Raw genomic sequence first — 16,071 nt, forward strand, 5'->3', positions numbered from 1 at the left:
CCCAATTTGTATCCAAGAAAGCACATTTGTGCATAACTGAACAACTGGCGGGGTGTTGGAAAAAAATCTGTCGCTACAGACAGATTTCTTCGCAATAAACGCCTCGGCATGGTTCGCGGCGCCCCTCCGACCGCCACACCCTATGGTCAACGTCTCGGCATGGAAACGCGTGGGTGCGTCTGGGCTTTTCTTTCCGCCGCCACCCGCACCGGCCGGTACAGCACCAGCGCGATCACCACGAACTTGGTCATCAGCGTCGTCTTGGACGCCAGGCTTTCGGAGGTGTTGAGCAGGATCAGCCAGCCCAGCATCGTCAGCCAGATGCCGGGATGGCAGCGGCGCGCCACTTCGTGCATGAACAGTACGAAGCCCAGAAACAACAGCAAGGTGAAGAAGGCGCCCTGATAGAGCACCAGGCGGATGATCGGGTTCTCGATGCCCTGTTCGAGGCCGTTGATGCGGCGCAGGCTTTCGATGAGATCGATATCGGGTCCCACGATCAGGTCGCGCAGTTCGAAATGCTTGAACAGCTCGAACATTTCGACGCGGGCATTGGCGCTGCCGCTGTCCGAAACGAAGCGTTCCAGCAGCGCGTCGAAGAAGCCGTAGGAGAACAGCATGGCGAGCACGACCGGCAGCAGCGAGCAGAGCACGACCGCAAGGGCGGCACCCGGCAGGCTGATGCGTCCTCGCCGCAGATAAGCGACGCCACTGAAAAGCAGGTAGATGCCGCCGAGCGCGATCGTCGTCACCATCGCCGAGCGCCCGCCGAACACGACCAGCGCCGCGCATTGCAGGCCGATCAGCCCGAGCCGCATCGGCATGGACAGCGATCGCGAACCCGAAAGCAGCGCCAGCACGTAGATCGCGGTGATGGTCGCGTTGGACAGCGGATGGCCCTGAAGCGCCGTCGAGCGCAGGTCGTTCATGAACACCTCGCCGTCGAGCCGGTAGGGAAAGACCAGCGTCTTGGTGGCGAACTCGAACAGCGCCAGCAGCGCGTTCGCGGTCATGACCGCGTGAACGACGGTCCGCATCCGGGCGAACGTCCTTTCGTCGTCCTCGGCCAGCATCATCACCAGCAGCGCCGGCGCCACGAAAGTGTCGATCATGCCGGCCATGCCGGGGCGCTGCCTGACGATGACGACGACCAGCAGCATGATCGACATGACGGCCAGCAGCGCGCTCGCCGGCCGCCTGTCGGCTATGGCCAGCGTGTAGCCGACCGGGTTGCCGAAGGTGCAGGCGCGCCAGGCAAACATCAGCACGAGCAGATAGGTCGAGGGATGGATCTTGGTCGCCGGATTGCCGGTCAGGCCGTCGTAATTGTAACCCACCAGCCACAGCATGCCGCCCGAGATGCTGAATAGCAACGCGACAACCGCGACTAGGCCGTAGCCGGTCACCCAGTCGAGGGAATTGCCGGCACGGGGCGCGGCCGCGACTTGACCCTGGCCGGCCCAGCCGGCTGGGGTGGCGGACCGGGCGGCACCCCGGATGGCAGCCATGTCAGGCCGCCTCGTCGACCAGCAAGGCGCCGGTCGGCAACCGCCCCATGACGGAAATGGCCTGCGAAGCCGCCGTGACATCGCGCATCGGCGTCGCGTTGAGCGTGGCGACAAGCACGATCTCGTCGACCATGGCAACCAGCGGCGAGGCGTTGAGATTGTCGGCCAGCGCGCCGCCGTCGACGATGACGAGTTCGAAATTGCGGCTCGCCTGGGCCAGCATGTGCTGCGTGAAATAGACGCCCTGCGCCTCGGAGAAGGCAGCCTTTGGCCGGCCCTTGCCCAGAACCGCGACGTTGCTGCCGGGCGCGTATTGGCTCAGCGCCTCGAAGGCATATTCGCCGCGCAGCACGTCGAGCAGGCCTGGCTGCGGCTCCTTTTGGCCGCCGCCGGCATTGTTGGTGTCGATGAACAGGACGCGGCTGCCCCTGGCGGCCGCCGCGTTGGCCAGCAGGCGCGCCACCCGGCCCCGCTGCGCGGCGTCCTCAGGCGCCGACGTCAGCAGGACGGACGGCACCAGCGGCCAGTCCGGCGGGCGCCGGCTGGAAGAGAACAGGCGTCTCAGCGCCAGCCCGGCGACGGCGTCCATCTTCTGTCCGGCCGGCGTGGTGGTGCCGCCGAAAGGCCACCAGCGGCGGCGCGCCGATTTTGCCGGCAGCACGCCCACCACGGGCGCGTCGATGGCCGATTGCATCTGCGCGCTGGAAAGCACCGTCGGCGATGAATATTCCGCGATCAGCGCCAGGCCGGTACCCAGCCCCAGACCGCCGAAGAACGCGCCGAATACCAGCAGCAACAGCGGCGGCCAGCTCTTCTTCAGCGCCGGCATGGCGTCGGAGATGATGCGCGCATTGGTGCTGTCGACATTGACCTGCTCGCGCGTTTCCTGCGCCCGTTGCAGATAGGTTGCGTAGACCGAGCGCACCGCCTCGAGATCGCGCTGCAATTCGCGCAGCTTGACCGAGGCCTGGTCGGTGTCGAGCGACTTGCTCTTCATGCCCGCGACCTTGGCCTCCAGCGCCTGCTGGTTGGCCAGTGCCCGTTCATAGTCGGTTTCGGCGGCGGCGGCGATGCGGGCGAGCTCGCGCGCGATGAGCTGGCGCGTGTCGCGCAGCTGCTGCTGGGCCGCCATCATCGAGGGATGGCGCGGCCCGAGTTCCGTGCCGAGCTGCGAGACCTGGTCGACAAGCGTCGCCTCTTGCGCCCGCAGGCTCGAAATCACCGCCGAGCGCATCGCTTCCGAGGTCGCGTCCGGTGCGCCGCCGGACCGGCGCAACTGGTCGACCTGCGCCTTCAGCGTCGCGGTGCGGCTTTGCGCGGCCGCGAGCTGCGTGTTGATCTCGGTCAGTTCCTGGTCGCTGACCAGATTGCCCGCGGCCATCACCATGTTGTTGGCGGACTTGTAAGCCTCGACCGCATTCTCGGCCAGCTGGACGCGCTTGCGCTGCTCTTCCAGCCGCGCGGTGATGGAGTCGGAAGCATCCGTGGCCATCTTGGCGCGCGCGCTCGCCTGGTCGGCCAGGTACGCCTGCGCGATGGCATTGGCGAGCTTCGCCGCCTTGTCGGCGCTCTTGGCGGTGACGATGACGTCGAGGACCAGCACCTTGTCGGCCCGCTTGACCGCCAGCCGGCGGCGCAGCGCATCGAGCGTCTTGCCCGTCTTGTCGGTCTCGGCCGACCCCGAACCCAGCACGCCGCCGAGCAAATGGCTCAACAATCCGCCCTGCCCGTTGAATTCGGGATCCTCGGTCAGGTTGGTTGCCGCGATCGCCCTGAGCAGCACGCCGCTCGACTGGACGACGGCAACCTGGCTTTCCACCATGGTGATGCCGCCATCGGGCGGAACCCGGCTCGGATTGACGTCGTTGGTGACCACCTGCAGGTCTTGCGGATCGACGATGATTTCCGCCACCGAGCTGTAGAGCGCCGGCGTGAACAGTCCGTAGAGCAGCGCCCCAAGGGTCAGCAGCGCGGCGGTGGCGAGGATCAGGAAGCGGCGGCGCACCAATATGCGCTTCAGGTCACCCAGCTCGACGCTCGAGGATGGATAGGACGCGGCCGGTGGTGGCTCCGGCGCATATTGCATCACCTCCGGAGCGTGTTGTTGCGGCAACGAGAGCAGGGATGATTGCAAAGGTCGCTCCGACAACACTCCGTGTGCCCCAAAAGATTAAATTGCGGCTTCAGCCTAGCTATTACTCCAACTGTTAAAACACTGTTAATTATGTTGGGAGCTCTTCTGATTTCTGGCACGGAGTTTGCGTAGCAAAGACACGGGCCGTGTTGACAGGGCGCAAGCGAGCGGGAAACGAATGGAAATGGAGCGCCACCTGTCTCCAGTCCGACCGTTGCCCATCTCTCGTGCCCGAAAATCGAACACCGGCCAGTTTACCGACCATCAGAACTCTAGGGGTGCGACATGCAGGTGAGCCTGCGCCTGGACAGCGACTGCCTCCGTGCTTTTCACCTGCTGCTGCTGCAGCGCCTGGCGGCGCTCGCCAATGTCGAGGTCAGCGTCGACGCACGCCCGCGCGGAAGCGGCGTCCCAGGCGGCATAGCCGCGCTGTTCCAGCTCGAAACGGTCATCCATGGCTTGCCCGCCGACGGGTTGGCCAAGCGCCTGCCGCTGTCGGCGCTGGCACCATACCGCACCCAGCCTCGCGCCGCGCCGGACCTCGTGCTCGACCTGTGCGGCGACACGCGGCAGGAGGCAACGCGCGTCTGGCGTGTGACCTATGACGGCGTCGCCGGCGAAGCCGCCCTTTTGGCGTCGATCCTCAATGGCCGGACGCCGCTGGCCCGCATCGAGGAGAACGGCGCCGTCGTCGCCGAAGGGCGGCTCGGAACCGAATATGGCGGCATCGCGCTTGCCACCTTCCAGGACATGCTGGCGCGCACCGCGAGCCTGATCCTGGCGGCGGTGACGGGGGCTGCACGCGGCGCCCTGCCCGTCCTGCCCGAGCCGGCGGACGGCAGGCCCGCGCCGTCGCTGCCCTCGGCCGGCAAGCTCGGCGTCAGGGCGGGCAAGGCGCTGGCGCGGCGTATCGTCCAGAAGATCTACCATCTCTGCTACAACGCCCCGCACTGGAAGGTCGGCTGGCGCGAGACGGGCGGGCGGGATCTGTTCGATCTGCGCGCCCATCCGGCGTCGGGCTGGCAAGAGCTGCCCGACGACGGCAGCCGCTTCTACGCCGATCCGTTCCCGATCCTTTACCGGGGACAGGTGACCCTGTTCGTCGAGGATTATATCCACCGTCTGGGCCGCGCCATCATCTCGGCGGTGCCGTTCGGCCCGTCGGGGCCGATCGGCCGCCCGGAGCCGGTGCTCGACCTGCCCTACCACCTGTCCTACCCCTTCGTCTTCGAGCGTAACGGCGAGGTCTGGATGGTGCCCGAAAGCTGCGCCAACCGCACGGTCGATCTCTACCGCGCCACCGCCTTCCCCGGTGGATGGGTGAAGGAGGCGACGCTGCTGTCCGATATCGTCGCCAGCGACGCCACCCTGGTCGAGCATGGCGGCTCGTGGTGGCTGTTCGCCACCGTCCGGGACGGTGGCGGCGCTTTCTCCGATGAACTGCATCTGTGGTCGGCGCCGGACTTTCGCGGCCCCTGGACCCCGCATCCCAAAAATCCGGTGCTGATCGACATCGCCTCGGCGCGGCCGGCCGGACGCATGGTGGAACGCGATGGCCAGTTGCTGCGCCCGGTGCAGGACTGCCGCAGGAGCTACGGCGGCGCCCTTGGCATCGCACGCCTCACTCACCTTGATTTGAACGGCATGGACCAGCTTGTCGAGACCATCTTAACTCCTGGCGCGCTATGGAGTGGACGCAAGCTGCACACGCTCAACGAGGCGGGCGGCCTGGAATTCATCGATGGCTCGGCGATCGCGCCGCGCTGGAAACAGAAGAGGCGGCCGTAGTTAACCTAAACGTTTGTTGCTACCAGCCACCCGCGCTGGTTGCTTGAGGTTGATCAGGGTCCGGAAGATATATTCCACCACAGATTGTGGAGACAGAAGATGACGAGCATGAAGGGCAGCGAGATGACCACCGTCGAGGCTGTCCCGGCCGAAGTCGACGTGGCGATCGTTGGCGCCGGAATGGCGGGCACGACCCTGGCAATGGTTCTGGGAAAGTCCGGGCGCAAGGTAGCGCTGATCGACCCGCACCGCGTCCATCACGACGAGTTCAGGGCCGAGAAGATCGGCATGGATCAGATGCGGCTCTTCGCGAGGCTCGATCTCGAAGAGACGGTCATGCGCAACGTCACCTCGGTGACCGACGTCCACGTCTTTCGCCTGGGCCAGCTGTTCGCCCGCGAGCAGAAGTGGGAATACACATTTTCCTACGGCTCGATGATCAACGGCCTGCGCGACGCGCTGCCGCGCGAAGTGCCGATCACGGTCGGCAAGGTCGCCGAGGTCTCGACCGGGCCGGACCGGCAGCGCCTGGTGCTGGCCGACGGCAGGGTCATCAATTCCCGCCTGCTGGTGGTGGCCACCGGTTACAGCGAAGCGGTGCGGCGCGCCATCGGCGTCGAGCGCGTCGAGCTGTCGAAGGCGCATTCGCTCTCGATGGGCTTCGACCTCGCCATTCCGCGGGACGAATGCGCCTTCCCGGCCGTCACCTGCTACGGCAAGCGGGCGGCGGACCGCGTTGCCTATCTCACCGTTTTTCCGCTCGGCGACAAGATGCGGGCCAACATGTTCGTCTATCACACCGTGGCCGATCAATGGACGAGGGATTTCCGGTCCGATCCGCAGAAGATGCTTTGTGAGTTGATGCCCGAAATATCGGCGCAATGCGGCAACTTCGCTGTCGCGAGTCCCGTCGAGGTCCGGCAGGTCAATCTGACCACGACGCAGGGCCATCGCCGCGATGGGGTCGTCTTCATTGGCGACGCGTTCTGTACGACATGCCCGACACCCGGCGTCGGCATCGGGCGGGTCATGGTCGACGTCGAGCGCCTCTCCTCGGTCCACATCCCCGCCTGGCTCGAAACACCAGGCATGGCGGCCGACAAGATCGCCACCTTCTATGACGACCCGGTCAAGGTGGCCTCCGACGAGGCCGGCATGCGTGTGAGCGTCTACGCCAAGCAGATCACCACCGAAACCGGACTGGAATGGCGCGCGCGGCGCCTGCGCAACAACACGGCACGCCGGCTGATGATCATTGGCCGCAAGGTGCGCCATTTGGGATTGCGGCGCGAGCCGGGGCTGGCCTGAGGGGCTTCCCACCCTTCATCGCCATCGAAGGCACTTCCCTGATGCTATCCGGGGGACAGCGCCTCTTCCGTCCTCCCTCCCCGCGAGAGGAGGAAGCAGAAGGAAAGCGCCGGAGCGCTTCTCCAGCACAACGACATAGCGCTGAAAAAAGCAGATCCAACGCCGTTCAGTCGGAACCAGCGGCGCGCCGACAGGTTATGCCCGCAGGAGATCCTGTCATGGTCAAGAATATCGACCGCGCGTTGCAGGATGCTATTCTGGCGATGCGCATTCTTCGCAAATCCATCATTGATCATGGGCACATGGAAGCCATGGCCGAATTCGACGGCTTGATGAGCGTGACCATATCCGAGGCCGAGCGCGAACTGACCCGCTGGCAGGCCGGTCATCGCGCCGAGCGGTCAGGCCAGGCAAAATCCTGACGCGATCGCGCGCGGCCGGCATCCGCTGGAACCTTGCCGCACACGGTTGGTTTCAGGGAATGTGACATGCCGGCGGAGAACGAAGTGGCCCGATTGGTCGACAAGCAAAAGCTTGAGAGAGCGGATCGCGAGTCGCGGATTATCCTCGACGCCGAGCGGCAGGCCCGCGACGCAAAGACCGCCCGCCTTCGCAAGCAGCGGCTGTCCGCCGAGCCAAGCGAGGAGCAACAGAAGCCCGCACCGCCAAAGCGGCGCAGGTGACGGCGTGTTCTTGCCGCAAAAGCAAAAGGCGCGATCGACCGATCGCGCCTTTGTTTCGGCAGGCGAATGCCTTCAGGCTCGCCCGGCGGTTTCAGTCATTGCGGCGGCGGCAAATTTGAAGATCCCGCGAGCGCGGTGACGGCCGAAAGCCGTTCGCGCTTTTGCCAGGTTGGCTTCTCGTATTTCTTCATTTGCTATTGCCCCCTTTGTTGAATAGCGCAGAGAAGACCGGCTTCGCCGCGAATGTCAATTGCGTCAGGACGGCTGTCGCGATTTTGAGCGAAACGTTCCTGCACCGAGTAAATCGGTCTGCCGTGCTTTTAAATCCGCTGGTCCGGGATAGATTTAGGACCGAGAAAGCGCCACAAGCCGCTTCGGGAGGATCTTGCCATGTCAGACACCGCCTTGCCGCTGGTCATCAGCGCGCCCGAGCCGCGCACGCTCGAGCTGATCTTCACGCCGCCGCAGCTGGCGCGGCTCAGGGCGCATTACCGCATCGTCGAGACGACGCCGGACGGCGTGGCGCGACTGCCGGCCGGGGTGCTGGCCGAGGCCCGCTACATCGTCGGCCAGCCGCCGATCTCGCCGCAGACGCTTGAAGCGATGCGGGCGCTGCGCTGTGTCTTCAATGTCGAGAGCAATCTCCTCGACAACATGCCCTATGAAACGCTGTTTTCGCGCGGCATCCATGTCGTCACGACGGGCCTGGTTTTCGCCGAGCCGGTGGCGGAGCTGGGCCTGGCCATGGCGCTCAACCTTGCCCGCGGCATCGTCGACGCCGACCTCGCTTTCCGCCAGGGGCAGGAGCTGTGGGGCGGCGACGGCAACCGGACCGCGCGGCTGCTTTCGGGCGCCGATGTCGGCATCATCGGCTTCGGCGACCTCGGCCGCGCGCTCAACCGCCTGCTGTCGGGCTTCCGCACCCGCACCAAGGTGTTCGACCCCTGGCTGCCGCCATCGATCCTGAGGGAAAATGGCGTCGAGCCGGCTGCGCTGGACGAGGTGCTGTCGCAAAGCGACTTCGTCTTCGTCGTTGCCTCGGTGACCTCCGAAAACCAGGGATTTCTCGGCGCCGATGCTTTCGCCAGGATGCGCAAGGGCGCCGCCTTCATCCTGCTCAGCCGTGCCGGCGTCGTCGATTTCCCCGCCTTGATGGCTGCGGTGAAGAGCGGCCACATCCTTGCCGCCAGCGACGTCTTTCCCGAAGAGCCGCTGGCGGGCGACCATCCCGTGCGCACGCTCCCTGGCTTCCTGCGCTCCGCCCACCGCGCCGGCGCCCTCGACATCGCCTTCAAGCGCATGGGCGACATGGTGCTGGAAGACATGGACCTGATCGACCGCGGCCTGCCGCCGCTGCGCTCCAAACGCGCCGAGCGCGAGACGGTGTCGAGGATGCGCTCGAAGCCGTCCGACAGGAACTAGGCCCGGCCCTATCCCCATGCCGGGACCGGCAGCCAGGCACGAGATAATCGCTGGGATTGTCGGCTTTCGCGTCTCTTATGCGTGATTTTGGCATCAGCAAGAGCTAAAACATCGACGATGCATGCTCCCTGGAGGTGAAACGTTTTGACTTCGCCCTTCCTTTTGCGTCAGATTCGACGGGCAAGCCTAGGCAAAGGGAACGAAAATGAAGAAAAGCTATGCCAAGCCGACACTTCTGAAGCGCCAGAAACTGTCCACGGTCACGGCGGTTTCCTGTCTTTCACCGTGCAAGGCCGCTTGAATCGAGGGGATAGGGCCATGAAGAAAACCTACGCCAAGCCGACGCTCTTGAAGCGCGAGAAACTGTCGGCGGTTACTGCGGGTATCTGCACCTCGATTTGTATCTGAATCGAAGGCCTTGAGGGATATGCGAGGCCTCGCGTCCTGGCGCGAGACGACTTCGACGATCCGCAAGGCCCGAGAGCCGTTTCCCCTGAGTTGCCAGGCTGAGTTGCCAGGCTGAGTTGCCGGGCCTCCTGTTGTGATGGAACGATCGCGCCGCCGGCAGGTTTTGCAAATGGCCGGGCGGTAAGAAGCCCGGCCTACTCCAGAAGGCCCGTCACGAGTCGCGTCGGTGGCGGGCCTTTCCATGTCGGCCCGCAAGCAGCGATTTTTGCAGCGACATTGGCCGAAGGTCCCCTTTCGCGCCCGAGCGATGTTGTGCGAGATTGGCGCAATATCAGCAATTGCTTGAATAATGGTCCGGACGTCTTCGGGGGGACGGTGTCGTGCCAATTCGCAGGAATCTTGCCGCGAATCTCAAACGGCTGGTCAGCGGCCACGCGTCGGTGAGTGCCGTCTGCCGCGGATTGAACATGAATCGCTCGCAGTTCGAGCGCTACCTGCAAGGCAAGAGCTTGCCCAACAGGGCCACGGCAAGGCTGATCTGCGATTATTTCCGCGTCGACGAGGATGAATTGTACCGCGCGCCGGAAGCCGCGGCGCAGCGACATGTCCTTCTGGCGCCGATACATGAAACGCTTTACGCCAACATGGTGCGGGGCCCCTGCCCCGCCATCGCCGGCGGCACCTATTTCACCTACTTCGCGGTTCCCGAGCGCCCGGATCTGTTGATGCGGTCGGTCACCTTCGTGCGGCGCGAGGCGGAGTTGGTGACGTTCCGGCGCGTGACCCGGTGGGCCGAGGGCAATCGCCAAGGCGGCGCGCGCGCGCTCGGCTGGCACTATGGCGTGGCGATCTCACGCCTGAACTGGATCTATTTCGCCGCCATCAACCGCCGCCAGACCGGCGAGCCGTCGATCATGGCCGTGCAATGGGCGCCCTTCTCCGAACCGGTCCTGGTCGGCCGGGCCTTCGTCCTGACGGGAGCGGGGCCGGCCTGTTTGCCGGTCATCATGCGCCAGGAAGTTGGCAGGATCAGCCTGCGGCAGGCGATGCGGATGTCCGGCGTCGTCAGCCTCGACGACCCGCGCCTCGACCCGCTTGTGGCCAGCCTCGCGCGCGAAGGCTAGAGTGGTCACGGCCAATGATGATTTGGCCGGGCCAACGAGAGAGTCGCGATGCTCAACACGGTCGACTATGGCGGCAAGGAAGCCGATATCGTCCACGCGCTGGAGGAAGACATCATCTTCGGCCGGCTGGCGCCCGGCACGCGCCTGGTCGAGGACGTGCTGCTCGCCCGTTTCCCGGTCTCGCGCCACACCATCCGCCAAGCCCTCTACCAGCTGGAAAGGCTCGGCGTCGCCACGCGCGAGCGCAACAAGGGCGCCATGGTGCGCCGGCTCGCGCCCGAAGAGGTCCGCCAGATCTACGAGGTACGCGAGATGCTGCAGCGCCACGCCGCGCTGATGATCCGCCTGCCGGCGAGCGACGCGCTGATCGCGGAATTGACCGAGATCCACCACGTCTACAGCGGCCATGTCGACGCGGGCTACCTCAGGGGCATCCACGAGGCCAATGACCGTTTCCATCTCACCATGTTCTCGGCCTGCGGCAATGCCTATCTGGTGTCGTCGATCGAGCACTATATGCGCCTCAGCCTGCCGGTGCGGGCCAATTCGCTGGCCGACCGGGACAAGCTCGACATCTCGCGCCAGCACCATCTGATGATGATCGAGGCGCTGAAACGCAGCGACAATTGGGTCTTGGCGCAGCTCTGCGTCGACCACCTGCAGCCGAGCAAGGCGTTCTATCTCCAGGAGATCGAGACAGGGCCGGCGGGCTAGCCAACCGGGCATCGCCGCGAATTGGGTCGTGCGGCTCCCGACCGTCCTACCGGACCTTCACGACCACCTTGCCCTTGGCACGTCCCGTTTCGACATAGGCCAAGGCCTCGTTGGTCTGTTCGAACGCAAAGGTCCGGTCCATGACCGGGTGTATGATGCCGGCTTCGATGAGCGACGTGATCCGGCTCAGCTGGTCGCCCTGCGCCCACATGAATAGGAAGGAATAGTCGACACCGGCGCGTTTGGCCCTGCGGCGTATGCCGAGGCTGAGCAACCACACCACCAGCTTCAGCACGATGTTCAGGCCTTGCTTGCTGGCGAACCCGGGATCCGGCGGACCGGAGATGGAAATCAGCTTCCCGCCCGGCTTCAGCACGCGCAGCGATTTCTCGAGCGTCTTGGCATCCTGGCTGTTCACGACGACGTCATAGCCCTGCAGGACCTTCTCGAAATCGTCCTTGCGGTAGTCGACGACGACATCGGCGCCGAGACTTTTCACCATGTCCGTGCTCGCGGCGCCCGCCGTTGTCGCAACCGTCGCGCCGAGGTGCTTCGCCAGCTGAATGGCAAACGTGCCGACCCCGCCGGAGCCAGCCTGGATGAAGACCTTCTGGCCTTTCCTCAGCCCTGCCCTTTCGACCAGCACCTGCCAGGCGGTCAGGCCGACCAGCGGAATGGAGGCCGCCTCCTCCATGCTGAGGTTTTTTGGCTTCAGGGCCACGTCGGCCTCATCCAAGGCGATGAGTTCGGCGAATGTCCCGATCCGGCCGTCGCGCGGCCGTGCATAGACTTCGTCGCCGGCTTTGAACTTGCGGACCTTCGATCCGGCCCGCACGACGATGCCGGCCACGTCGTGGCCCAGGATGAAGGGCGGCCGATAAGGCACTATGAGTTTGAACTCCCCGTCCCGGAGCTTGGAATCCAGAAGGTTCACGCCGGCGGCGTGGACCTCGACCAGCACATCATTGTCCCGCAGTTCGGGTTCCGGCATGTCGGCGAGCCGCAGCGCGCCCTTCTTCTGATATTTGTCGACGACAAAGGCTTTCATCGTACTGGCTCTCTCGCGATTGCGGTCTTGCCGGAATGCGTTTTCATTTTGATGCTCCAGAACCCGTCGGGGCTAGCTTTCTTCCGTCGATTGAATTATGTTCGTAATATCAGATTATGGTCATAATGCAATAGAGCATGGAAAGGAAAGACATGCGTTACGAAAAGGGCCGCAAGGACGCATCGCGCGGCCGGATCATGGAGGTTGCCACGCAACGGTTCCGGAGCGACGGCATCGCCGCCTCCGGACTGGCAAGCATCATGAGCGACGCCGGACTGACCAACGGCGCCTTCTATCCGCACTTTCCCTCCAAGGCGGCACTTGTTCGCGAATGCGTGGCGGCGGCGCTGGAGGGCCAGTCAGGCCAGATCGCCGGGGTGTTGGCCTCCGGCGGCCTGGAGACGGCCATAGATGCCTATCTGTCGGCGCAGCACCGCGACAATCCGGGCACGGGCTGCGCTTCCGCCGCCCTGTTGCCGGAAATCGCGCGGGAGCAGCCGGAAACGCGACAGCTCTACACCGAACGCCTGATGACTTTGGTGCGGCAGGTGTCGGCCGCTCTCCCGCCGCATGCAAGCGATCCGGAGGCTGTGGCATTCGGCATCTTCGCGACGCTCATCGGCGCGCTTCAACTGGCCCGCGCGGTGGAGGGCGCGGAGTTGTCGGATCGCATCCTGGCGGCCGGGGCGGATGCGGCCCGTTCGCTGGCGCAGCCGCGCGGAGGCGACGCCGCGCCGTAGAGGATTGGACGGCAGACCCCCCGCTGGGCCAGGGCTGCCGGGCCGGAGCCGGCCGAGGCCAATGCAACCATGGCTGCAAAAACAGGCATGGAACGCTGAAACTTTCCGGCGGCCGTCCTCGTTGCTGCGCGATCGCCTCGCGGGCGATGACAAGACCCTCCACTCAATGCCCCGCCGGCTCGCCGGCGGGGTTTTTTTGCGCCGCCGAACGGCCATGTCCGGGGCCTCCGGAACCATCCACCAATCGCGAAGTTTGTCCAAGCGACGGCAGGCCTGGCCAACTCCAGAGGCACGCCGCGATGGCGGCGGGAGAAATTTGGCCGATTCAAGCAAATTTCCGGAGCTGCGCTGGATTACCTTGGAATTTCGCAAGGCGTTCAAGATGCTCCTGAATATATTTTTACCAGTTTGGGGAATTTTTGCCTGAAAATCCGGAACTTCCAGGCAAAGTTTTTCGTTGAAAGCTTGATCGTTGCTTCGACGGTCACAAAGCAACAGGAAGGACCCAATCATGAACATCAAGATGATCTGTCTTGGCGTAATGGCGCTTTCAATGGCCACCGGTTCGGCTCTCGCAGGATCCAACAAGGGAACGTCCGCTCTCGATGATCCTGCCAAGATGAAGCCGTTCTACACGGATTCCGGCATGAAGACGATGGTTGGCAAGGACGCCTTCGTCACAGCCTGGAAGGCGCTGACGCCCGAAGACCAGATGGCTATGAAGACCGCCTGCGCCGACGAGGTCAAGAACGCCAGCCCGACCAACACGCATCCGGAATTCTGCAGCAGCGTGAAATTGAACGGCGGCAGCTGACAACGTGCCGCGGCCCTGGAGACAGCCCCGCTCGCGGGGCTGTTTTTTGTGAATGCCGCCGCTTTGCCTTGCCGCCCCTGCGCGCCCTCGCCGGGCTCGCCCCACCGAATGATGCTAACGTCGTCGAAGGCGAGCCGTTGCGATCGGTTCCGCCTGCGTTCAGTCTTACGCCGCGAGTTTGTTCCCGTCGATCGACACGGTCGCCCTGCTTCCATGAAGCGGCAAAATCGCCTTTCCTTGTTCTGGCCATGTTGCACTGCGAAAGATTTGTTGCATTGCGATAGCGGCCCGTCCGGCCGAGATTGGCAAGAGCTGGACCTTGGGGGGCTGGGCTGCACCAAGGAGGCCTCGTGGCGGCATCGTTTCGGCCTGATATACAGGGCTTGCGCGCGCTGGCGGTCGGCGGCGTCGTCGCCTATCATTTCGGCCTCACGGCGCTGCCCGGCGGCTTCGCCGGCGTCGACATCTTCTTCGTCATTTCCGGCTGGCTGATTTCAACGCATCTGATGCAGGAGATCACCGAGACCGGCCGGCTCGACCTGTGGCGCTTTTATGCCAGGCGCGCCCGGCGCCTGCTGCCGGCCGCCATCTTCGTCATCCTGGCCACGCTCGCCGCCGGCGCCTTCATCCTGGCGCCGCAGGAACAGGCGCTCTATTCGCGCGGCGCCATGTATGCGGCGGCCTACACCATCAATCTGTGGCTGCTGCGCTGGTCGTTCGACTATTTCGCCGCCGATGCCTTGAGCAACCCCTTCATCCACTTCTGGTCGCTGTCGGTGGAGGAGCAGTTCTACCTTGTCTGGCCGGCACTGCTAGTCTTCGCCGCCTGGCTGCATCCGGGCCGGCGCATGGTGGTGGCCGTGATCGGCATCGTCGGCGTCGCCTCCTTCACCGCCTGCCTATGGCTCACCAGCCTCTCGCCGGCCTGGGCCTTCTACTTCTCGCCGCTGCGCGCCTGGGAATTCGCCGCCGGCGGCCTGGCGACGTTCGCCTCACCCGCTTTGTGGCGGCATCAGTCCTGGCTGCGGGCGGCACAGGGGTGGCTCGGCCTGGCACTGATCGCCGTCGCCTATCTCGCCTTGAGCGAAGACCTGCCCTTCCCCGGCTGGTACGCGCTGCTGCCGGTGGCCGGCACCGTGCTGGTGCTCCTGAGCGGTGCCGGCGAGCAGGGCGACGCTCCGGGCATCACCCGCTGGCAGGCCCTGGCGCCCGCCGCCATGCTCTCGCTGGCGCCCCTGCAATGGGTCGGCACACTCTCCTATTCGCTCTATCTCTGGCACTGGCCCATCATCGTCTATGCCGGCATGCTGGAGCCGGACCTCGGCGTGGCGCAGCGCCTCGGCTGCGCCGTGCTGGCGCTGGCGCTGTCGGCGGCTACCTACCGGCTGATCGAGAACCCGGCGCGGCGCGGCGACTGGCTGGCGGCCGCCGCACGCGCCTTTCGGTTCAACGCCGGCGCGGGCGCAAAACCGCTTCGGCTTTTTCCAGGGCTTGCCCTCGCCCCGGCCCTTGTGCTGACCGCCGCCGGCGTGGCGGCGGCCTACGCCAACGCGCATCTGGCGACGCGCAACATCGACCCCACCCAGCGCGGCATCGAGGAGGCGGCCGAACAGCCTTCCATCGCGCGCGCCGTCGACAAGAACTGCCTGCTCGACTTCCACACGGTGAAACCGAAACCTTGCACCTTCGGCTCGGCCGACGCCGCCCACACCATCGTGCTGTTCGGCGATTCGCATGCCGACCACTGGTCGACGCCGCTGGTCGCGGCGGCAAAACGCAACGACACCAAAGTCGTCACCTACCTCAAATCCTCGTGCCGCGCCTCGCGGCTGTCGACCTTCAACGCCGTGCTCAAGCGCGACTACACCGAATGCGACGCCTGGCGCGAACAGGCGATCTCAGACATCATCCGCCGCAAGCCGCGCCTGGTGGTGATCTCGGAATTCTCGATCGGCAATCTGACGCGCGACATGTCCGCCGCCAGCCGCCAGGCCGAGACCGCGCGCTGGCAGGCTGGCCTGCGCTCCACGCTGCAGGCCTTCAGCAAGGCTGGTGTCGAAACCGCCGTCATCCGCGACACGCCGATCGGCGGCAGCTTCGCGGACGCCTGCGTTGCCCGCGCGCTGTGGTGGCGCGAGGCGCCGTCGCTGTGCGACACGCCGAGGGCGCAGGCCGCCAATGACGGCGTCGCGGCGCAAGAGCGCGCCGTGGTGAAAAGCGTGCCCGGCACGCTCTATGTCGACCTGACCGACCGCTTCTGCGGCCCGACCGAATGCCACGTGTTCATCGGCGGCAAGCTCGCCTTCCGCGACCGCCATCATCTGGCGACGGCGTTTGCCGAGACGCTGGAAGGACCGCTGGAAAAGGCCCTGTTTTGATG

The 16,071-nt window shown here is 65.0% G+C and carries 15 protein-coding genes; 12 read left to right on the top strand and 3 right to left on the bottom strand.

Annotation, left to right across the window (positions count from 1 at the left end):
• Positions 1-146: 146 nt before the first annotated feature.
• Both EN804_RS18410 and EN804_RS18415 read right to left on the bottom strand, forming a co-directional pair.
• On the bottom strand, positions 147-1,508 hold the full coding sequence (locus tag EN804_RS18410; RefSeq protein ID WP_135920620.1) for a VpsF family polysaccharide biosynthesis protein: 1,362 nt from the start codon (positions 1,506-1,508) through the stop codon (positions 147-149).
• Between the two features lies 1 nt (position 1,509).
• Positions 1,510-3,594 carry a Wzz/FepE/Etk N-terminal domain-containing protein gene (locus tag EN804_RS18415; RefSeq protein WP_189524536.1) on the bottom strand — a complete coding sequence of 695 codons (2,085 nt, stop codon included), beginning with the start codon at positions 3,592-3,594 and terminating at the stop codon, positions 1,510-1,512.
• Between the two features lie 333 nt (positions 3,595-3,927).
• On the opposite strand from EN804_RS18415, the gene EN804_RS18420 reads away from it, so the two are divergent.
• The 8 genes from EN804_RS18420 (at position 3,928) to EN804_RS18450 (ending at position 11,089) form a co-directional block, all read left to right on the top strand.
• Positions 3,928-5,430: a formyl transferase gene (locus EN804_RS18420; protein WP_135920624.1), complete on the top strand. Its 1,503-nt coding sequence runs from the start codon at positions 3,928-3,930 to the stop codon at positions 5,428-5,430.
• A gap of 99 nt (positions 5,431-5,529) precedes the next feature.
• Complete coding sequence (locus EN804_RS18425) at positions 5,530-6,738, top strand: NAD(P)/FAD-dependent oxidoreductase (protein ID WP_189521990.1); 1,209 nt, start codon at positions 5,530-5,532, stop codon at positions 6,736-6,738.
• A 218-nt stretch (positions 6,739-6,956) separates the two neighbouring features.
• Complete coding sequence (locus EN804_RS18430) at positions 6,957-7,160, top strand: hypothetical protein (protein WP_127278965.1); 204 nt, start codon at positions 6,957-6,959, stop codon at positions 7,158-7,160.
• A gap of 66 nt (positions 7,161-7,226) precedes the next feature.
• On the top strand, positions 7,227-7,421 hold the full coding sequence (locus EN804_RS18435; RefSeq protein ID WP_127870228.1) for a hypothetical protein: 195 nt from the start codon (positions 7,227-7,229) through the stop codon (positions 7,419-7,421).
• Positions 7,422-7,811: 390 nt separating this feature from the next.
• Positions 7,812-8,843, top strand: coding sequence for a hydroxyacid dehydrogenase (locus EN804_RS18440; RefSeq protein ID WP_135920626.1), 1,032 nt, complete (start codon positions 7,812-7,814; stop codon positions 8,841-8,843).
• A 318-nt stretch (positions 8,844-9,161) separates the two neighbouring features.
• Complete coding sequence (locus tag EN804_RS37265) at positions 9,162-9,251, top strand: putative RiPP precursor (protein WP_189343711.1); 90 nt, start codon at positions 9,162-9,164, stop codon at positions 9,249-9,251.
• Between the two features lie 380 nt (positions 9,252-9,631).
• Entirely contained in the window at positions 9,632-10,375 is a 744-nt protein-coding gene (locus EN804_RS18445) for a helix-turn-helix transcriptional regulator (protein WP_135920628.1), read from the top strand.
• A gap of 48 nt (positions 10,376-10,423) precedes the next feature.
• Positions 10,424-11,089, top strand: a complete 666-nt coding sequence (locus EN804_RS18450; RefSeq protein ID WP_135920630.1) for a GntR family transcriptional regulator — start codon at positions 10,424-10,426, stop codon at positions 11,087-11,089.
• Positions 11,090-11,135: 46 nt separating this feature from the next.
• Here EN804_RS18450 and EN804_RS18455 read toward each other — a convergent pair whose 3' ends face one another.
• A complete protein-coding gene (locus EN804_RS18455; protein ID WP_135920632.1) occupies positions 11,136-12,137 on the bottom strand; it encodes an NADP-dependent oxidoreductase in 1,002 nt (333 codons plus the stop codon).
• Positions 12,138-12,289: 152 nt separating this feature from the next.
• On the opposite strand from EN804_RS18455, the gene EN804_RS18460 reads away from it, so the two are divergent.
• The 4 genes from EN804_RS18460 (at position 12,290) to EN804_RS18475 (ending at position 16,069) form a co-directional block, all read left to right on the top strand.
• Positions 12,290-12,877 (top strand): TetR/AcrR family transcriptional regulator, encoded by a 588-nt coding sequence (locus EN804_RS18460; RefSeq protein ID WP_135920634.1) that lies wholly within the window; start codon positions 12,290-12,292, stop codon positions 12,875-12,877.
• A 61-nt stretch (positions 12,878-12,938) separates the two neighbouring features.
• A complete protein-coding gene (locus tag EN804_RS18465; RefSeq protein ID WP_135920636.1) occupies positions 12,939-13,304 on the top strand; it encodes a hypothetical protein in 366 nt (121 codons plus the stop codon).
• 84 nt (positions 13,305-13,388) lie between these two features.
• Entirely contained in the window at positions 13,389-13,691 is a 303-nt protein-coding gene (locus tag EN804_RS18470; RefSeq protein WP_127281324.1) for a hypothetical protein, read from the top strand.
• Positions 13,692-14,041: 350 nt separating this feature from the next.
• Positions 14,042-16,069, top strand: a complete 2,028-nt coding sequence (locus tag EN804_RS18475; RefSeq protein WP_127870221.1) for an acyltransferase family protein — start codon at positions 14,042-14,044, stop codon at positions 16,067-16,069.
• Positions 16,070-16,071: the final 2 nt, after the last annotated feature.

This window comes from Mesorhizobium sp. M8A.F.Ca.ET.161.01.1.1 (genome assembly GCF_004792105.1).
In the GTDB taxonomy this organism is placed as follows: domain Bacteria; phylum Pseudomonadota; class Alphaproteobacteria; order Rhizobiales; family Rhizobiaceae; genus Mesorhizobium.